This is a genomic window from Nonomuraea bangladeshensis (assembly GCF_039529455.1).
Taxonomy (GTDB): domain Bacteria; phylum Actinomycetota; class Actinomycetes; order Streptosporangiales; family Streptosporangiaceae; genus Nonomuraea; species Nonomuraea bangladeshensis.
In genome coordinates, this window is record NZ_BAAAMV010000005.1 from 580,938 (window position 1) to 596,515 (window position 15,578).

A 15,578-nucleotide genomic window follows, 5' to 3' on the forward strand; every position below is an offset into this window, starting at 1 on the left:
GTGGGGGGCTCCTTCTCAGAGGCGCTGCCAGCGGACTTCGCCGCCGACGACGGTGGTGAGGACCTGGGTGCGGAGCACGGCCTCCGGCGCTTCCAGGTAGGGGTCGGTGTCCACGGCGATGAAGTCGGCGAGCATGCCGGGGGCCAGGACGCCCTTGCGGTCGCTCTCACCGGCCGCGTACGCGGCGCCGAGCGTGTGCGCGGTGATCGCCTCCGCCATGCTCAGCCGCTGCTCGGGCTGCCAGCCGCCGGCCGGGGTGCCGTCCTCGCGGGTACGGGTGACGGCGGCGTACAGCGCGGCCCACGGGTTCGGGCTCTCCACCGGCGCGTCCGAGCCGAAGGCCAGCGCGACCCCGGCGTTGAGCATGCCGCGCCAGGCGTACGAGGCCAGGTCGTGCCCGGCGAGCAGCGAGTCGACCAGCGCGATGTCCGTGGTGCAGTGCACCGGCTGCATCGAGGCGACGACGCCGAGCCTGGCCATCCTGGTCAGGTCCTCGGGGCGCAGGTGCTGGGCGTGCTCGATGCGGTGCCTCAGGCCGGGGGTGGGCCCGATCTGCTCGTACGCGTCGAGGACCAGCCGGTTGGCGCGGTCGCCGATGGCGTGGGTGGCGACCGCGATCCCGGCCGCCGCCGCGGTGCTGAAGATCCGGACGAGGTCTTCGTACGGAGTGACCGCGATGCCGGTGTTGTCGTGCTCGCCGGCGAAAGCCTGGTGCATGTGGCAGGTGTGCGAGCCGAGCGCGCCGTCGCTGAACACCTTGACCGGCCCGGTACGGAACCAGTCGTCGCCCTGGCCGGTGCGCCGGCCCTCGGCGATGGCCGCCTCCAGGTGGACCGTGGGGATCGCCTTGTGCACGCGGATCTTCAGCTCGCCGGCCTCGCGCAGCTCCAGGTAGGCGGCGCGGCAGTCCTCGCCGTCGATGTCGTGCACGCTGGTCAGGCCGAACGCGAGCAGCTCCTCCTGCCCGGCGCGCAGCCGGTCGCGCAGGTCGCCGGTGACCATGAGGGCGCGCAGCGGGTACGACGCCGACTCGCGCAGGATGCCGGTGGGCTCGCCGTCGGCGTACCTGACGATCTCGCCGCCGACCGGGTCGGGGGTGGTGGCGTCGATCCCGGCCATCCGCAGGGCGGCGGAGTTGGCCCAGACGGTGTGGCCGTCCACGTTGGGCAGCGCCACGGGCAGGTCGGGGCAGACCGAGTCGAGGGCGTAGCGGTCGGGCTGGACGGGCGGGTTCCAGATGTTGCTGTTCCACCGGCCGCCGAACAGCCATCCGCCCGGCCGCAGCCGCGCGGCGTGCTCGGCCACCGTGGCGAGGGCCTCGTCCAGGGAGCGCACGTCGCGCAGGTCGACGCCGCCGAGGCTCTGGGCGTACTGGGCGGTGTGGATGTGGGCGTCGTACAGGCCGGGCAGGACGGCCGCGCCGTCGAGGTCCACCAGCTCGGCTCCCGGGCCCGCGGCCTCGCGCACCTCGGCCTCGGAGCCCACGGCGACGATCAGCTCGCCGTCCACGGCCATGGCCTGGGCGACGGGCCGGCCGGTGTCTCCCGTGCCGCCGGTGCGGATGGAGGCGTTGCGATATACGCGCATGCTCTTGGATCTTCCAGGGGTTCGAGGAGGAGTGGTCCGACTGACTGTAGGGGTGGCGAAAACAAGGTCGGAAGCGCTATAACCAGGACATTTAGCGCGGCTCAGAGCAAGGAACGCTTATGCTGAAGCCAGAACATCTCCGCACGCTGCGTGAGGTCGTGCGGCTGGGATCCTTCGCCGCGGCGGCCAACCGGCTCGGCTACACCTCCTCCGCCGTCTCCCAGCAGATGGCCTCGCTGGAGCGGGAGACCGGGGTGCGGCTGTTCGAGCGCTTCGCCCACAGCGTGCTGCCGACCAGCGCCGCCGAGGTGCTGGCCAGGCAGTCCGAGACCCTGCTCGCCGACATCGAGCGCATGGTGGCGACGGTCAGGGAGGTGCACAGGAACAGCGAGCCGCAGGTCCGCCTGGGCGTCTTCCCCAGCATCTGCGACCTGCTGTCGAGCGTGCTGCGGGACCTGGAGCCGGAGGAGCGCTCCGGCATCCGGCTGTCGGTGGCCGAGCCCTCGCAGCTCATCGCGCGGCTGGGCGCGGGCGGCGAGATGGACGCGGCGATCGTCTACCAGGTGGGCAACTCGGGCCTGTCCTGGCCGTCCACGCTGTCGAGGCGGTGGGTCGCCGAGGACCGCTACCGGCTCGTCCTGCCACGGACCTGGCCCGACCTGTCACCGCACCGGGCCGAGCAGCTCGTGGACCTGCCGTGGATCATGCACCATCCGGGCAGCAGCGACGCCACGCTCTTCGAGGCCATGCTCGGCCACTGGAAGCTGCATCCGCGCGTGGTCTGCCACTCCGACGACTTCAAGGTCACCCTCTCGCTGATCGGCGCGGGCCTCGGCGCGGCCCTCATCCCGGACCTCGCGCTCCGCGACCACAGCCCGGACGTCGTCGTGGTCGACCTGCCCTGGCTGAACATCAGCCGCAGCATCTTCACCCTGGTCCGCCCCGAACGCGAGAGCGCCCGCCTGCAGACGCTGCTGGACAAGCTGGCGTTCTGAGGCGGGCGATCCGGACGGCCTTACCTGGCGAGCGATTCCTCGGGGGTCCGCAGTGTGGACAGCGCCCAGCGGCCCGGGCCGAGGACGGCGATGAGCAGGAAACCCCAGCAGAAAAGGGCGGCTTTCTCGCCGCCGTTCTCGATGGGGAACAACGCCTGCGGCTGGTGCACGACGAAGTAGGCGTACGCCATGGTGCCCGAGCAGATGACGGCGGCGGCCCGCGTGGCCACGCCGAGAAGGACCATGGTGCCGGCGACGAGCTCGATGGCGGCGGCCCACCAGCCCGGCCATTCGGCGAAGGCCGGCGCCGGGCCGCCCTGCGGGCCGCCGAGGACGCCGAAGAGGGTGGCCGCGCCGTGGCAGGCGAACAGCAGCCCCAGCACGATCCGATAGAGGGCCAGGAAAAGGTCCTGATGCTGCTTGAACAGGGATTCCATGAAGGCGTCCTTTCACGAAATGGGAGCGCTTCCAGCAGAGTCAAGAATGTGGCTTCACCACGTCAACTCTGGTCAGTCAGGTAGATCGGCCGGGAAAAGCAGAAAGAGGGCGTTCACTTGGTTCGACGCCATTCCGATAAACATTTCGAGATGGTGAAAATTTCAACCGTCTGCCGTGGGACGGGCCCGTACGATCGCCACCGGGCAGGGCGCCTGCCGCAGCAGGCCCGAGGCCACGGAGCCGAACCGCCCGTGCGGGCTCCCGATCACCACCAGGGTCGCCTCGGCGACGGCCGCGACCGTCTCGGCCGCCCGCGCGTTCGCGACGCGGAGCTCGACGGCGAGGCCGGGATGCCGGCTCCGCCAGGGCGCGACCGTGGCGGCGAGCCAGTCCTCCGACGCCTCCTGGAGGGCCATCGGGTCGAGCGCCGGGTACGTCATCCCCGCCCACGCCACCGGGGGCTGGTGCCAGGCGTGCACGACGAGCAGCGGCAGGCGTCGCATGGCCGCCTCCTCGCAGGCGAAGCCGAGCACGGCGTCGGCTTTGCCGTCGTCGGCCACGCCGGCCACGATCGGGCCGGGGTCCGGGGTCCGCGGCAACGCGCCCCTGCCGCGTACGACGATGACCGGGCAGCGGGCGTGGGCCGCCGCGTGGCTCGCCACGGAGCCGATGACCGCCCGCGCCATCCCGCGCAGCCCGCGCGAGCCGAGCACGATCAGCTCGGCCTGTCCCGACAGCTCCTCCAGGCGCTCGGTGGGCGAGCCCTCGTACAGGTCGCCCCGCACGTCGAGCCCGCCTGCGCCGGTCCGCGCGCAGTCGGCGCCGTGCCACAGCACGTGCTCGGCGGCGCGGCGGAGCGAGTCGCGGCCCCCCGGGTCGCCCTCGCCGTACGGCCACTGCCAGGCGTGGCAGACGGTCAGGGGAAGCCTGCGCAGCTCGGCCTCGTCCATCGCCCAGTCCAGGGCCTGCATGGAGTGGTCGGAGCCGTCGTAGCCGACGAGCACGCCCAATGACTGTTCCACGGTCCCCACTGTGCGCGGACGGTGGCGGGGTGGCGCGAGGACACGGGGACCGCCTCTCGAAAGCTTGCCCATTCCGTGGCCGCCCTTGGTCCGCGCGCCAGTTCGGTTTTATGCGAGGTTTATCCGGAAGTGGGGCAAGATGCCGTTGTGGCTCCTGCCACGGCTTTTGTCGGAAGGGGACACGGGGGTGAAGGGCTGAGCACAGCGCGCATGGGAGTAGTCAACAAAGGTTTCAAACGACGGGCACGGCTCCTGCGCGAGGCGCTACGCCCCCCACGGCAGCTCACCGGCCCGCTCACCGGCACCGCGCCGGGCGCCACGGGACCCCAGGTCAGGCGCCCGCCGAAGCGGACGCAGGTCGTCGACTACGCCGTTCCGACCATGCCACGCCTGGTGCGCTCGCCCGTCTTCCTCATCGCCCCGGTGCGCTCCGGCTCCACGCTGCTGCGCATGCTGCTGAACGCCCACTCCCGCGTCCGCGCCCCGCACGAGCTGCACCTGCGCACCGTCGGCGTACGGCTCACCCCCGGCTTCTCCGAGGCCGCCATGCTGGAGCTCGGGCTCGACCAGGTGGAGCTGGAGCACGTGATCTGGGACCGCATCCTGCACCTGGAGCTGCTGCGCAGCGGCAAGGACGTCGTGGTCGACAAGACGCCGGGCAACGTCTTCGTCTGGGAGCGGCTGAAGTACGCCTGGCCGCACGCCAAATTCCTGTTCCTGCTGCGCCACCCGATGGGCGTGGTCTCGTCGCTGGAGAACCGCAAGGAGAACACCGCCTCCAGGGAGGCGCTGGAAGCCACCGCGTGCAAGTACTTCAAGCCCCTGGAGCAGGCCCGCCGCACCCTCGGCGGCCTGACCGTGCGCTACGAGGACCTGACCGCGCAGCCGGAGCGGGTCACCCGGGAGGTCTGCGCGTACCTGGGCGTGGAGTGGGAGCCCGCCATGCTGGCGTACGGCGAGCGCAACCAGGAGCAGTTCGTGCCGAACCTGGGCGACCGCAGCGACAACATCAAGTCGGGCCGCGTCCAGGCCGCCCGCACCTTCACCGGAGCGGACGGCCTGTCCCCCAGGCTCGCCGAGTACGCCGCCGCATGGGGCTACTCATGAGGGCATGAGCGGCAGGGTCGCCGTGACGGTGGTGCCGCCCTCCGGACCCGAGGTGATGACGCAGGTGCCGCCGATCTCGGCGGCCCGCTCGCGCATCGAGGTCAGCCCGACCCCCGGCGACGGCTCCTCGGGCAGCCCCACGCCGTCGTCGGCGACCGTCACCAGCAGCACGCCGTCGCCGCGGTCCAGCGTGACCACGATCCGGCTCGCGCGGGCGTGCCGGCGGGCGTTGGTGAGCGCCTCCTGGACGATGCGGTACGCGGCCGTCTCGACCCCGGCGGGCAGCTCGCCCAGAGGCTCCCCCGGCATGCGGATCCGCACCCGGGGGCCCGGGGTGGCGCGGGCGAACTTGCGCAGCGCCCCGGGCAGGCCCAGCTCCTCCAGCGCGGGCGGGCGCAGGCCGTCCACCAGCTCGCGGACCGAGCCCAGCGTGGCCGTCATCTCCTCCCGGAACCGGACCAGCAGCTCCTCCACCGAGTCAGGATCGCGTTCGAGGCGGCGGCGGGCCTCGTCCAGGGTCATGGTGACGCTGGTCAGGCTGGGGCCGAGGCCGTCGTGCAGCTCGCGGCCGAGGCGGCGGCGCTCCTCGTCGCGGGTGGCGGTGATGCGCTCGCGCGAGTCGTGCAGGTCGGTGCTGAGGCGTACCGCGTGGGCCAGCTCGGCCAGGTGCTTGGCCATGACGCGGAGCTGCTGCCGGCTCTGCCGGCCGCCGGCGAGCAGCAGGCGGCCGGCGTGCTCGCCCTGCCAGACCAGCTCGATCTCGCGCGGCCGGGCCCCCAGCTCGCCGTCCGCGAACGACACCGCCGGCTCCCCCGCCACCCGTACGCCCGCGCCCCGCGCGCCCAGCGTGGTGCGCACGATCGACAGCGCCTCGGCCAGCGCGGCGGCCGGGTCGCCGGCCCGCTGCACGGCGCGGCTGAGCAGGTCGGCCGCCCGGTACGGATCGCGTTCGACGTTGAAGAGCCGGTCCACCGAGCGTTGCAGGCGCAGCCGTACGGGGTGGAAGACCGCGGCCGTGGCGAGGGCGGCGGCCAGCCCGGCGACCGTCCCGTAGTCGCCGGCGACGCTGTTGGCCGCCCAGATGAGCCCCGAGTACGTGAGGCCGGCGACGACGGCGAGCGTGCCGTACACGAGGGTGCGGTCGAGGATGAGGCGGATGCCGTAGAGCTGGTGGCGCAGCGCCGAGGCCACCACGGCGATGGGGATGCCGGCCGTCAGGAAGATGCGCAGGCCGATCACGACGGGATCCTCCGACCCCTGGCTGCCCACCCAGTAGCCCATGAAGATCACCATCGCCCAGAGGTACCAGGCGATCTGCCGGCGCACCTCGGGCGTGGCCGCCCGGTACCTGAAGCCCAGCGAGGCGACGCTCAGCAGGCTGAGCAGGATCATGGGGAGCCCGATCCACTCCTCGACGACCTCGGGGATCCGGCCCAGCGCCGGCACCCCGAACGGGTTCTCGATCGGCAGCCCCAGCTCGAACTCGGGGTCGGGGCTCAGCCCGAGCAGCAGCGAGTGACCGACCATGAGGGCGAGATGGCCGTAGAGCACCGGTCGCCACCGCTTCGAGGGCAGCCGGCCGTCAGGGAAGAGCAGCGGCATGATCCCGGAGAACGTCGGCACCACCAGGAGCCACAGCCAGAGGGACGGCCAGGCGAGGTACGGCGTCAGCGGGCCGGGCGCGTACGTGTGGGTCCACGCGGTCAGCGCGAACAGCAGCAGGTAGACCGCCCAGAGCACGCCCGTGCCCCAGAGCAGCCACGGGAACAGCAGCCGCGGCCGGTGCGTGACGAGGAAGGCCCCGGCCGCCGGGAACAGCAGCCCGACCGGGTCGGGGCCGCCGTCGAGCTCGTTCCAGCCGGCGAGCTGCGCGCCGAGGACGCTGGTGACGATCGTGGCGACGGGCGCTGCCGCCGCCAGGGTCCACACGACGACGAGCAGCGCCCGGCGCGTGGCCGGGGTGCTTCCGCTGGCGGTTGTCACGCGGGCTCCTTGACCGGAAGTTCCACCACGACCTCGGTGCCGCCGCCGGGACGGGTGTCGTGCTCGTACGTGCCGCCCAGCTCCTCGGCGCGGTGCCGCAGCCGGGTGGCGCCCTCGCGGCGCTGCTCGGGCAGGCCGATGCCGTCGTCGGCCACCGACAGGCAGAGCCCGCCCGGCCGCCGCTCCACCCGGATCAGCGCGGTGGTGGCGCGGGCGTGCCTGCGCACGCCGGCCACGGCCTCGTGCGCGATCCGGTACGCGGCCACCTCCACGGCAGCGGGCAGGTCGCCGAGCGGGCCGGACACCGCGACGTCCACGCGCGGCCCCGGGGTGTCGGCCAGCGTGCGGAGCGCGCCCTCCAGGCCCAGCTCGCCGAGGTCGGTGCCGTCGAGCGCGGGCGGGCGCAGGCCGTACACCAGCTCGCGCACCTCCACGATGGCCTCGGTCATGCGCCGGCGCATCCTGGTCAGCAGCGGATCGACCGCCTCGGGTCCGCCGGCCAGGCTGATCCGCGCCTCGTCCGCGCTCAGCGCCAGCTCGGTGAGGGTCGGGCCGAGGCCGGCGTAGAGGTCGCGGCGCAGCTTGTGCCGCTCCTCCTCGCGGGTGAGGAGCATGCGCTCGCGGGAGCGCCGCAGGTCGGCGCTGAGTCGTACGGCGTGGGCGACCTCGGCGAGCTGGCGGGCCAGCATGTCCAGCAGGGCGGGGTCGGCGGGCTCGCCGGCCACCAGGAGCCAGCCCATCGAGGTGCCCTGCCACTCCAGCCGCAGCACCGTCGGGCTCGCGCCCACCTCACCGTCGGCGACCGTGCGCGAGCGTCCGCCGGGCAGCACCACCTCGACCGCGACGCCGGGGGCGCGCAACGCCCTGCGGGACGCGGCGACGGCGGAGGCCAGCGCCTCGGCCGGCCCCGGAGCCTCCTGCACCCGCCGGTTGACCCGGTCGGCCAGCCGGTACGGATCCCGCTCGATCCCGAACACCCGGTCCGCCGCCCCCTGCAGCCCCACCCGCACCGGATGGAACAGCGCGCCCGCGACCAGCGCCGCCACCAGCCCCGCCGAGGAGGTGAGCGGCCGGCCGAGCGCGATGATGCCGAAGTAGACCGCGCCGACCACGGCGGTGAGCGTCAGGTAGACCAACGCGCGGTTGAGCAGGACGAGCGCGAGGCGGCTCCGCCGCATGCCGGAGAGAACCGCCACCCGCACGAGCAGCGGTCCCGCCACTCTCAGCAGCATGAGCTTGATGGTCATGTGTCGCGCACATCATAAATCGCACGATTCACCGCGTCTCCGGCACGCATGGCCCCATGATTGTGGCGACGCCTTGCGTACCGGTTGCGGCCCGCCAAAATCGGGCGACTCGCCCTCAGGAGTGAGCGGCAGGATCGCTCCCACCGGCGATGTCCCCGGCCCCCTCCGCCGAGCACGATGAGCGACATGAAGCTCCTGAACCTCCGTGCCGCCTTCATCGCCGCCCCCCTGCTCGTCCTCGCCTACGGCGTCATCCGCATCCTCGACGGGCTCGACGGCGAACGGGGCCCCGGCCTCGCCTGGACCACCGGGCATCTCGCCTTCGTCGCGGCCCTGCTGCTGTTCGTACCGATCTACTGGCGTTTGCGGCGGATGGCGGGAGGCGGGGCGCTCGCGACCGCCACCGCGACCGCCGGCACCGTCGGCGTCGCCGCGCTGGTCGGGCAGTTCGGGATCGACCTCGTCGTCGGATTCATGTCGGCCGACCACGCCGCCATGAGCGTGCTGTTCGATCGGGTGCAGTCCGTGCCCGGCGTGTCGTTCGCGGTCTACGACGTCCTGCCGAGCCTCTTCTACGTCGGCCAGCTCGCCCTGGTCACGCAGCTCGCCGCGCAGCGCCGGGTCAAGGCATGGACGCCCGTGCTGGTGCTGGCCGACCTCGCGCTGCCGTTCGTGGACAAGGACCTCATCCCGCTCGGCGCGCTCTGCCTGCTGGTGTCGTTCGTGCCGCTGGCCCGCGCCTCCGCCGCCGTCGCGCCTGCTCGGCCCGCCGCCGTGTACGCATGACCCGGACGGCAGGATGGGATGCCGTGTCCGACGTACGGTTCCTCGTCCCGCTCCGCCGCTGGGCGAACACGCTGCCCCCGATCTGGGTGGACGCCGCGCTGGCCGCGCTGATCTGGGTCGTGCAGCTCTGGCCGTTCATCAGCCGCGACAACCCCGCGGGCGGCCCCTGGCACTGGTGGGGGTACGTCGTCGTCACGCTCTCCACGCTGCCGCTGATCTGGCGGCGGCGCGCCCCGGCCGTCGCCCTGGTGGCCGCGCTCCTGGCGATCGCCTGCTACGACCTCGTGGACGGCGTGGCCGCCCAGCCCGTCTGGTACGGCGCCCTGGTCGCCCTCTACACGGTGGCCGCGACCTGCACCCGATGGGTCAGGATCACGCTGTTCGTCCTCTCGTCCGGCGGCGGGCTGCTGCTCGTCGGCTCGTCCGACACCGCGATGCGCGGCGTGGTGCTGTTCGTCAGCGCCTACGCCGTCGGCCGGGCGGCGGCCGCCTCCCGCGCTCACGCGGCGGCGCTGGAGGAACGCGCCGCCCAGCTCGCCCGCGAGCGGCAGGTCGCCGCCGAGCGGGCCGCCGAACGCGAGCGGGCCAGGATCGCCCGCGACATGCACGACATCCTCGCCCACGCCGTCAGCCTCATGGTGGTGCAGGCCGAGGCCGGCCCCGTCGCGGTCGCCGCCGACCCGGCGCGCGCGGTGGCCGCCTTCGACGCCATCTCCGCCGCCGGACGGGACGCGATGGGCCAGCTCCGCCGCCTGCTCCAGGTGCTGAAGGAGGAGGAGGGGCCGCGCGAGCCGCAGCCCACGATCGACGGGCTGCCCGCACTCGCCGAGCAGGTCAGGGCGGCCGGGATCGAGGTCGTCCACACCGCGGACGGCGAGCCGAGGCGGCTGCCGCCGGACGCCGAGGTGGCGGCGTACCGGATCGTGCAGGAAGCTCTCACCAACATCGTCAAGCACGCCGGTGCGACCCGCGCCGGCCTCACCCTCACCTGGCGGGACGACGCACTGATGATCGACGTCACCGACGACGGCCGCGGCCGGGGACCTGCGTTCCCCTCCGGCGGCAACGGCCTGATCGGCATCCGCGAGCGCGCGGCCGCCTGCGGCGGCGACGCGCAGGCCGGCCCGCTCCCCGGCGGGGCCGGCTTCCGCGTCCGCGTCCGCCTGCCACTCGCGGGCAAGGCGGCGGCGTGAGCGTGCGCGTGGTCGTCGCCGACGACCAGGAGCTGGTACGCGCCGGATTCGGCATGATCCTCGACGCCCAGCCGGACATCGAGGTCGTCGCCGAGGCGGGCGACGGCGCGCAGGCCGTCGCGGCGGTGCGCGAGCACCGGCCGGACGTGCTGCTGCTCGACATCCGGATGCCGGTCATGGACGGCATCGAGGCCGCCCGGCGGGTCTGCGCGGACGGCACCTGCCGGGTGATCATGCTGACCACGTTCGACCTCGACGACTACGTCTACGACGCGCTGCGCGCGGGCGCCAGCGGTTTCCTGCTGAAGGACGTGCGCCGCGACGACCTCGTCCACGCCGTACGGGTGGTCGCCGCCGGTCAGTCCCTGCTCGCCCCCGCGATCACCACGAAGCTGATCGCCGAGTTCGCCGGCAGAGCCGCCCGCCCGGCCGGGCAGGTGGCGCCCGAACGGCTGTCGGCGCTCACCACGCGCGAACGGGAGACGCTGCGGCTGATCGCGCGCGGCCTGTCCAACGCGGAGATCGCCCAGGTCATGGTGGTCAGCGAGCACACGGTGAAGACGCACGTCAGCAATGTGCTGACCAAGCTCGGCCTGCGCGACCGGGTACAGGCGGTGATCGCCGCGTACGAAACCGGCCTCACCGTCCCCGGCGACCCCGACTGAAGCCACTCTTCCATGAACTTGACTTCGGAATCTTGGACTTCGGGCCCCACTCGCCCAAGTCGATGCGCGCGTTCAGGACTTCGAGGATCTGCTTCCAGCGGGAGGACTGCCGGCCCGACGGGCAGGGATTCACCCGGCGGTACGACCGCTCCGTCGTACCGTGGGCCATCACAGAGAGCCTGCGGGTGAAGATCCGCGAGGCTGAGATGCTGTGCGACAGCTCATGTCCCGGCAGGCGAGATGACGACGCGTGGTCCCTTCGCCAAGCCCGATCTCAGAAGGTGTTTCCATCCCGATGGATGATCTCGGGACGAGGGATCATGGTCGGCGAGGAGCCCTTGACTGGGACAACCGACGACTGCTCATGACTGCGCACCGAGCTGACCCGCATCAGCCGCCTGCTGTCGCGAGCCCGGCGCTGGCAAACGGTTGTCCGGTGGGTCCGTGACCTTTCCTCTCTGCGTTCGGGGACGCCTTGGTTTAACCTCCGGAGCAGGTTCCCTCCACAAGATGAAGACCACAACGCTGGCGACGGTCACCATGAAGGCCAGGCCATATAGGACGAGAAGAGCGATCGATGGCTTAGCCACGTGGATGCTGGCGCCGATCGCCAGAAGAGAGGTCGTTGGGAATATCGAGCGAAGCCCCCAGTAGGCGAAGCGCCCCCTCGGGAGCGGGTGCTGCTGGACGAAGTGCTCCCAGCCGAGATTGGACTGTCCCACGCGCTCTTCCACTCCGCTACGAAGGTAAGCCGCGATGCGAGTGATCAGGTGCGCCTTGTACAGCCAGACGATGCCCAAGATTAGCGACAGCAGCGGGTAAACCAGGACGATTGCGGCGTTGTTATTCTGAAGTCCCACCGGCACGATGGCGCCGAAGGCTACAACGGTCAGAGTGACGATCTGCGACTGCAGGCCTGTTAATTGCACAATCTCGGCGCGGAGGGCGGTGAATTCAGCAACCGCTAGAGAGGTGGGATCCCACCCGGAAAGAGAAGTCTCTGCCACAGGTGGGTATGTACCCGTTTCCGAGCACCTCTCCTGATGCCTAAGGCGGCTTGTGTCCGGCCGAACCTCGTCCGGTCCACGCCAATGCCGTTTTCTTCCTGGTCAAGCGGCTTGTCATCAGCGTGATCGAGGCCCACGTCAGGTGGGCCTCGATGTGCTGCGAGAGCTGCTCATGGTTGATCAGTGACTGAGCAGGCGCCGCATGGTTGAAGATTCACCAGTTGCCGGTCGGACAACTGGTGGAGGCGTGACGTCTGCTCTCCGCCTGCAGGTTCGTAGCCAGTTCGTCCAATGTCTCCCCGCACCGGACGTTGGACAACCCGCTTGCACACGGGACCAAGGTCTTGCGCAGGGCCACCCAGCCGCCGGTCAGGTCCTGAATGCGCCACGCCGGGTATTTTCTGATCAACTGCTCCAAGGTCACGGGCACGGTGGCGCCCCGGCGACCGGCGTGAAGAGCGTGTGGGACTCTCGCAGTTGGGCGTAGCGCAGTGCGACGCGGTAGGCGGGCCTGAGCGGGTTCGCCGGAGGGGTGCCAGGCGTAGATGACTCGCTGCCGCCTCGCGTCCCACGCCGATCGCCACCAATATCGCCCGCCGTGGCACCACACGACCAATCCGGCCCAAACGGACACCAGCGCCAGGCCATAGCCGTCGTGCACGTCGGCGCGGATGCCCTGAGCGGCGAGGGCAGCGGCCAGGGCAGCGGCCTCTGTCTCTGGTCGAGATGATGGGGCGTTCACAGCGCCTGCTCCGTTGCGCGCTGTTCCTCCAACTGCTCGGCGAGTTGGGCGACGTCGTCCGCATCGATCGTCTGGCAGAGGCCGTGATCCACTTCTCGCTGGGACAGGTGCCGGCCGTTGCGCGTTGCCCAGAGACGGCCGGCAGAACTGCGCCAAATGCACCAACCAGGAAAAGCCGACTGGAGGTCTTCGAGAATTGCCGGTGTGGACATGGGAACAGCGTGCTTACCCGGGCGTTACGAACCCACCGCGTTATCAAGACGTCCAGGACCTTATGGAGTTACGCTCGAAACGTCCCTGACGTCCTCCGCTTCGAGGTGTACCGTGGCCAACGTCCCCCTGCGTACCGCGATGCTGAACGCCCAGGTCACGAACCAGAACTTGGCCGACCGATGTGGTGTGGACGTCAAGACGGTGGAACGCTGGTTGCAGGACGAAACGCGTATTCCGCACATGCGACACCAATGGGCCGCCGCAGAGGCGCTAGGAGCTGAGACAGCAGTGCTATGGCCAGACGCAATTCGCAATACGATGAAAACCGGTCCGGACAAGGAAGTCTTGACAGTTTATCCGTATCGCTCCGCATGCCCGAAATCAATCTGGCGCAATCTCATCAATTCGGCACGAAACGAGATCGTGTTCGCCGGTTACACGAACTACTTCCTGTGGCTGGAACACCCGAACCTGGCCAAGGTCCTCAAGCGGAAGGCACAGCAGGGTTGCAAGATCCGGTTCCTCGTCGGCGACCCGGAGAGCGACGTCACCCGCCGCCGTGAGGAGGTGGAAAATGTCCCGCTGACCGTCTCCACCCGCATCCGGATCACCCTGTCGGAGATCGAGCAGCTACGCGACGTCCCCGGAGTCGAGGCCCGTCATGGTGACGAGCACATCGCCATGAGCGTGTTCCGGTTCGACGCGGAAATGCTCGTCACGCCCCACCTGGCCAGGCTCGTCGGGCATGACTCGCCGATGCTGCACCTGCGGCGGTACCAGGACGACGGGCTGTTCGACCGGTTCGCCTATCATGCCTCTGAGCTGTGGAGCAACGGCCGCGACGTGTGGCAGCAGCCCCAGCCCACAGGCCCGACTCCGAGTGACTGACCGGGTGACGATCGGCCCGGACCACCCTGAACTTCACGGGACTGTTCAGGGCCATGATCCCAGGTAGGGGTGGGTAGTGCTGATCCCGCGCCGCCTGTCCAACGCGGAGATCGCGCAGGCCATGGTCAGCGAGCACACGGTGAAGACGCACGTCAGCAACGTGCTCACCAAGCTCGGCCTGCGCGACCGGGTGCAGGCGGTGATCGCCGCGTACGAGACCGGCCTCACCGTCCCCGGCGACCCGAACTGAGGGCTTCCGCGCTACTCGGAGCACATACATGCGCCCGACGGGCGCCCAGTCAGCCCTTTGCCCGCTGATGGGCCAGCCAGGCGCGGCCCGCCTCAGCCGCTCGGGCGCGAGCGTCGCGGATCTCCTTCGGGCCGTAACGGGCCTTGTACTCGCGGAACAACGTCCACGCCGCGGCGATCCCGGCCACGGCCGGCCGGGGCGCGCTCTTCCATGGCGTGAGCGTGGTCAGCAGAGCATCGACCTTGCCCGGCGCGTGGCCGGCCTCGACGAGTCGGGGCGCGAACAGGGCGGCGTCCAACCAAGCCGGGCCACGTGCTGCGAATGACCAGTCCACGACCTTGACGCGCTGACCGGCGACGAGAAGGTTGCTCGCGCTGAGGTCATAGTGCAGGAGCGTGTCGCCGCGCAGGTGCGCCGGGTCGAGGCCCTCGAACGCCTCCTCGAACAGCTCCCGATCGGGTAGCTCACCGATCGGCCCGTCGAGCAGAGCCCGCCCCTTGGCGACCAGCGCTTTGACATTGTCGGACACCGGCATCGCACCGTTCGGGCACGGCGTGAGGATCGCGCCGAGCAGCGCCATCGTGTCGAGCACCGGAGCCAGGTCCGGTGATGCGGGCGACAGGTCGGCATGGCGGGCGTTGTCGCCGACGTACTCCCACACCGCCGCGTGCCATCCGCCCAGGGTGTCGGCCCAGAGCATGCGCGGGGCGGGGGTGTCCTCGCGGAGGTTCTCGCCTGCCCACCGCTCCCGCAGGTGCAAGCGCGCGGCCTCGTGGGTGCGGTCGATGGCCTTGAGGAACACGTGCTCGTGGTCGCCGCGCTCGATGTCGAGGCGGGCGACCACGCCCGGCATGATGCCGCCGGACATCGTCTCGGCCTTGAGGACCCTACCGAACTGCGCCTCGACAGCGTTGATGACCGAGTCGGGCAGCTCCTCCCATGCCGTACGGGGCGCGCGGGCGCTCATGCGGTAATCCCTTCGGGGCTCGGGTCGTCGGCGCAGCCCTGGTAGCACTGGCTGCAGTCTCCTGCGGTCAGCCACAGCGCTGGGTCCACGGTCAGGCCGAGGTCGCGCATGGCGTTGATGCTGTCGCCCAGCCTTGCCACGAACGCCGCCTTGTCGTTGCCGGGCTCCTCCGGATTGTGGTGGAGGAATCGGCCGGCGACGCGCTGGCACCAGTCGGCGTAGTTGTGCGTGTCGAGGATGAACGTGTGCCACCCGAGGTCAACCTCAGGCGACGGGGTGAGGCCGGCCCCAGGGTTGCGGGCGCAGGCGTACAGGAACAGGAGCGTCTGCTCGATGATGCGGCCGGCGTACTCGGTCGGCTGGTTGTGCTGGTGTGCGACGCGGGCCGTGAGCCGGTCGAACAGGTCATCGTCGATCAGGTCGGCGGCGAGGACGTCGGCGGGGTGCGTGCCGTCCGTCGTCAAGATGCTCATGTGCTTCGTTCTCCC

General features: G+C 71.0%; 15 protein-coding genes and 1 pseudogene. 7 read left to right on the forward strand and 9 right to left on the reverse strand.

Annotated features, from left to right (window positions below):
* Nucleotides 1–15: 15 nt before the first annotated feature.
* Nucleotides 16–1,587 carry an amidohydrolase gene (locus tag ABD292_RS18590; protein WP_344208739.1) on the reverse strand — a complete coding sequence of 524 codons (1,572 nt, stop codon included), beginning with the start codon at nucleotides 1,585–1,587 and terminating at the stop codon, nucleotides 16–18.
* A gap of 119 nt (nucleotides 1,588–1,706) precedes the next feature.
* Between ABD292_RS18590 and ABD292_RS18595 the strand changes: the two genes are divergently transcribed.
* Nucleotides 1,707–2,582 (forward strand): LysR family transcriptional regulator, encoded by an 876-nt coding sequence (locus ABD292_RS18595; protein ID WP_344208741.1) that lies wholly within the window; start codon nucleotides 1,707–1,709, stop codon nucleotides 2,580–2,582.
* A gap of 20 nt (nucleotides 2,583–2,602) precedes the next feature.
* Here the strand turns inward: ABD292_RS18595 and ABD292_RS18600 are convergent, their stop codons facing one another.
* Together ABD292_RS18600 and ABD292_RS18605 are read right to left on the reverse strand one after the other, a co-directional pair.
* Complete coding sequence (locus tag ABD292_RS18600) at nucleotides 2,603–3,019, reverse strand: DoxX family protein (RefSeq protein ID WP_344208743.1); 417 nt, start codon at nucleotides 3,017–3,019, stop codon at nucleotides 2,603–2,605.
* A 162-nt stretch (nucleotides 3,020–3,181) separates the two neighbouring features.
* On the reverse strand, nucleotides 3,182–4,042 hold the full coding sequence (locus tag ABD292_RS18605) for a universal stress protein (protein WP_344208745.1): 861 nt from the start codon (nucleotides 4,040–4,042) through the stop codon (nucleotides 3,182–3,184).
* A 210-nt stretch (nucleotides 4,043–4,252) separates the two neighbouring features.
* Here ABD292_RS18605 and ABD292_RS18610 point away from each other — a divergent pair, with 210 nt between their 5' ends.
* Nucleotides 4,253–5,149, forward strand: coding sequence for a sulfotransferase family protein (locus ABD292_RS18610; RefSeq protein WP_344208747.1), 897 nt, complete (start codon nucleotides 4,253–4,255; stop codon nucleotides 5,147–5,149).
* Here ABD292_RS18610 and ABD292_RS18615 read toward each other — a convergent pair.
* Nucleotides 5,144–7,132 carry a sensor histidine kinase gene (locus ABD292_RS18615; protein ID WP_344208749.1) on the reverse strand — a complete coding sequence of 663 codons (1,989 nt, stop codon included), beginning with the start codon at nucleotides 7,130–7,132 and terminating at the stop codon, nucleotides 5,144–5,146. The two genes, ABD292_RS18610 and ABD292_RS18615, sit on opposite strands and share 6 nt — an antisense overlap.
* A complete protein-coding gene (locus tag ABD292_RS18620) occupies nucleotides 7,129–8,379 on the reverse strand; it encodes a sensor histidine kinase (RefSeq protein WP_344208751.1) in 1,251 nt (416 codons plus the stop codon). Before ABD292_RS18620 ends, ABD292_RS18615 begins: the two co-directional genes overlap by 4 nt.
* A gap of 186 nt (nucleotides 8,380–8,565) precedes the next feature.
* On the opposite strand from ABD292_RS18620, the gene ABD292_RS18625 reads away from it, so the two are divergent.
* Genes ABD292_RS18625 through ABD292_RS18635 form a run of 3 tightly spaced genes read left to right on the forward strand, consistent with a single transcriptional unit; the run spans nucleotide 8,566 to nucleotide 11,023 of the window.
* Nucleotides 8,566–9,165: a hypothetical protein gene (locus tag ABD292_RS18625; protein ID WP_344208753.1), complete on the forward strand. Its 600-nt coding sequence runs from the start codon at nucleotides 8,566–8,568 to the stop codon at nucleotides 9,163–9,165.
* Nucleotides 9,166–9,188: 23 nt separating this feature from the next.
* Nucleotides 9,189–10,358 carry a sensor histidine kinase gene (locus tag ABD292_RS18630; protein WP_344208754.1) on the forward strand — a complete coding sequence of 390 codons (1,170 nt, stop codon included), beginning with the start codon at nucleotides 9,189–9,191 and terminating at the stop codon, nucleotides 10,356–10,358.
* Nucleotides 10,355–11,023: a response regulator gene (locus ABD292_RS18635; RefSeq protein ID WP_344208756.1), complete on the forward strand. Its 669-nt coding sequence runs from the start codon at nucleotides 10,355–10,357 to the stop codon at nucleotides 11,021–11,023. The genes ABD292_RS18630 and ABD292_RS18635 overlap by 4 nt, the downstream gene beginning before the upstream one ends.
* Nucleotides 11,024–11,385: 362 nt before the next feature.
* Here the strand turns inward: ABD292_RS18635 and ABD292_RS18640 are convergent, their stop codons facing one another.
* The gene (locus tag ABD292_RS18640) at nucleotides 11,386–12,030 is read right to left on the reverse strand and encodes a hypothetical protein (RefSeq protein ID WP_344208758.1); all 645 of its coding nucleotides are present in this window, start codon (nucleotides 12,028–12,030) and stop codon (nucleotides 11,386–11,388) included.
* A gap of 738 nt (nucleotides 12,031–12,768) precedes the next feature.
* A complete protein-coding gene (locus ABD292_RS18645) occupies nucleotides 12,769–12,984 on the reverse strand; it encodes a hypothetical protein (RefSeq protein WP_344208760.1) in 216 nt (71 codons plus the stop codon).
* A 112-nt stretch (nucleotides 12,985–13,096) separates the two neighbouring features.
* Here ABD292_RS18645 and ABD292_RS18650 point away from each other — a divergent pair, with 112 nt between their 5' ends.
* Together ABD292_RS18650 and ABD292_RS18655 are read left to right on the forward strand one after the other, a co-directional pair.
* Complete coding sequence (locus ABD292_RS18650; protein ID WP_344208762.1) at nucleotides 13,097–13,873, forward strand: hypothetical protein; 777 nt, start codon at nucleotides 13,097–13,099, stop codon at nucleotides 13,871–13,873.
* A gap of 79 nt (nucleotides 13,874–13,952) precedes the next feature.
* Nucleotides 13,953–14,123 (forward strand): annotated as a pseudogene (locus tag ABD292_RS18655) (response regulator transcription factor); the annotation flags it as partial.
* Nucleotides 14,124–14,172: 49 nt separating this feature from the next.
* On the opposite strand, the gene ABD292_RS18660 reads toward ABD292_RS18655, so the two are convergent.
* The gene (locus tag ABD292_RS18660) at nucleotides 14,173–15,090 is read right to left on the reverse strand and encodes a phosphotransferase family protein (RefSeq protein WP_344208764.1); all 918 of its coding nucleotides are present in this window, start codon (nucleotides 15,088–15,090) and stop codon (nucleotides 14,173–14,175) included.
* Nucleotides 15,087–15,563, reverse strand: a complete 477-nt coding sequence (locus tag ABD292_RS18665; RefSeq protein WP_344208766.1) for a glycine-rich domain-containing protein — start codon at nucleotides 15,561–15,563, stop codon at nucleotides 15,087–15,089. The genes ABD292_RS18660 and ABD292_RS18665 overlap by 4 nt, the downstream gene beginning before the upstream one ends.
* Between the last annotated feature and the right edge of the window lie 15 nt (nucleotides 15,564–15,578).

What these genes read in the sequence shown, in the direction of transcription:
- ABD292_RS18595 (WP_344208741.1), top strand. Translation starts at nt 1,707, where the DNA reads ATGCTGAAGCCAGAACATCTCCGCACGCTGCGTGAGGTCGTGCGGCTG.
- ABD292_RS18665 (WP_344208766.1), bottom strand. Translation starts at nt 15,563, where the DNA reads ATGAGCATCTTGACGACGGACGGCACGCACCCCGCCGACGTCCTCGCC.
- ABD292_RS18645 (WP_344208760.1), bottom strand. Translation starts at nt 12,984, where the DNA reads ATGTCCACACCGGCAATTCTCGAAGACCTCCAGTCGGCTTTTCCTGGT.
- ABD292_RS18660 (WP_344208764.1), bottom strand. Translation starts at nt 15,090, where the DNA reads ATGAGCGCCCGCGCGCCCCGTACGGCATGGGAGGAGCTGCCCGACTCG.
- ABD292_RS18620 (WP_344208751.1), bottom strand. Translation starts at nt 8,379, where the DNA reads ATGACCATCAAGCTCATGCTGCTGAGAGTGGCGGGACCGCTGCTCGTG.
- ABD292_RS18600 (WP_344208743.1), bottom strand. Translation starts at nt 3,019, where the DNA reads ATGGAATCCCTGTTCAAGCAGCATCAGGACCTTTTCCTGGCCCTCTAT.
- ABD292_RS18590 (WP_344208739.1), bottom strand. Translation starts at nt 1,587, where the DNA reads ATGCGCGTATATCGCAACGCCTCCATCCGCACCGGCGGCACGGGAGAC.
- ABD292_RS18625 (WP_344208753.1), top strand. Translation starts at nt 8,566, where the DNA reads ATGAAGCTCCTGAACCTCCGTGCCGCCTTCATCGCCGCCCCCCTGCTC.
- ABD292_RS18610 (WP_344208747.1), top strand. Translation starts at nt 4,253, where the DNA reads ATGGGAGTAGTCAACAAAGGTTTCAAACGACGGGCACGGCTCCTGCGC.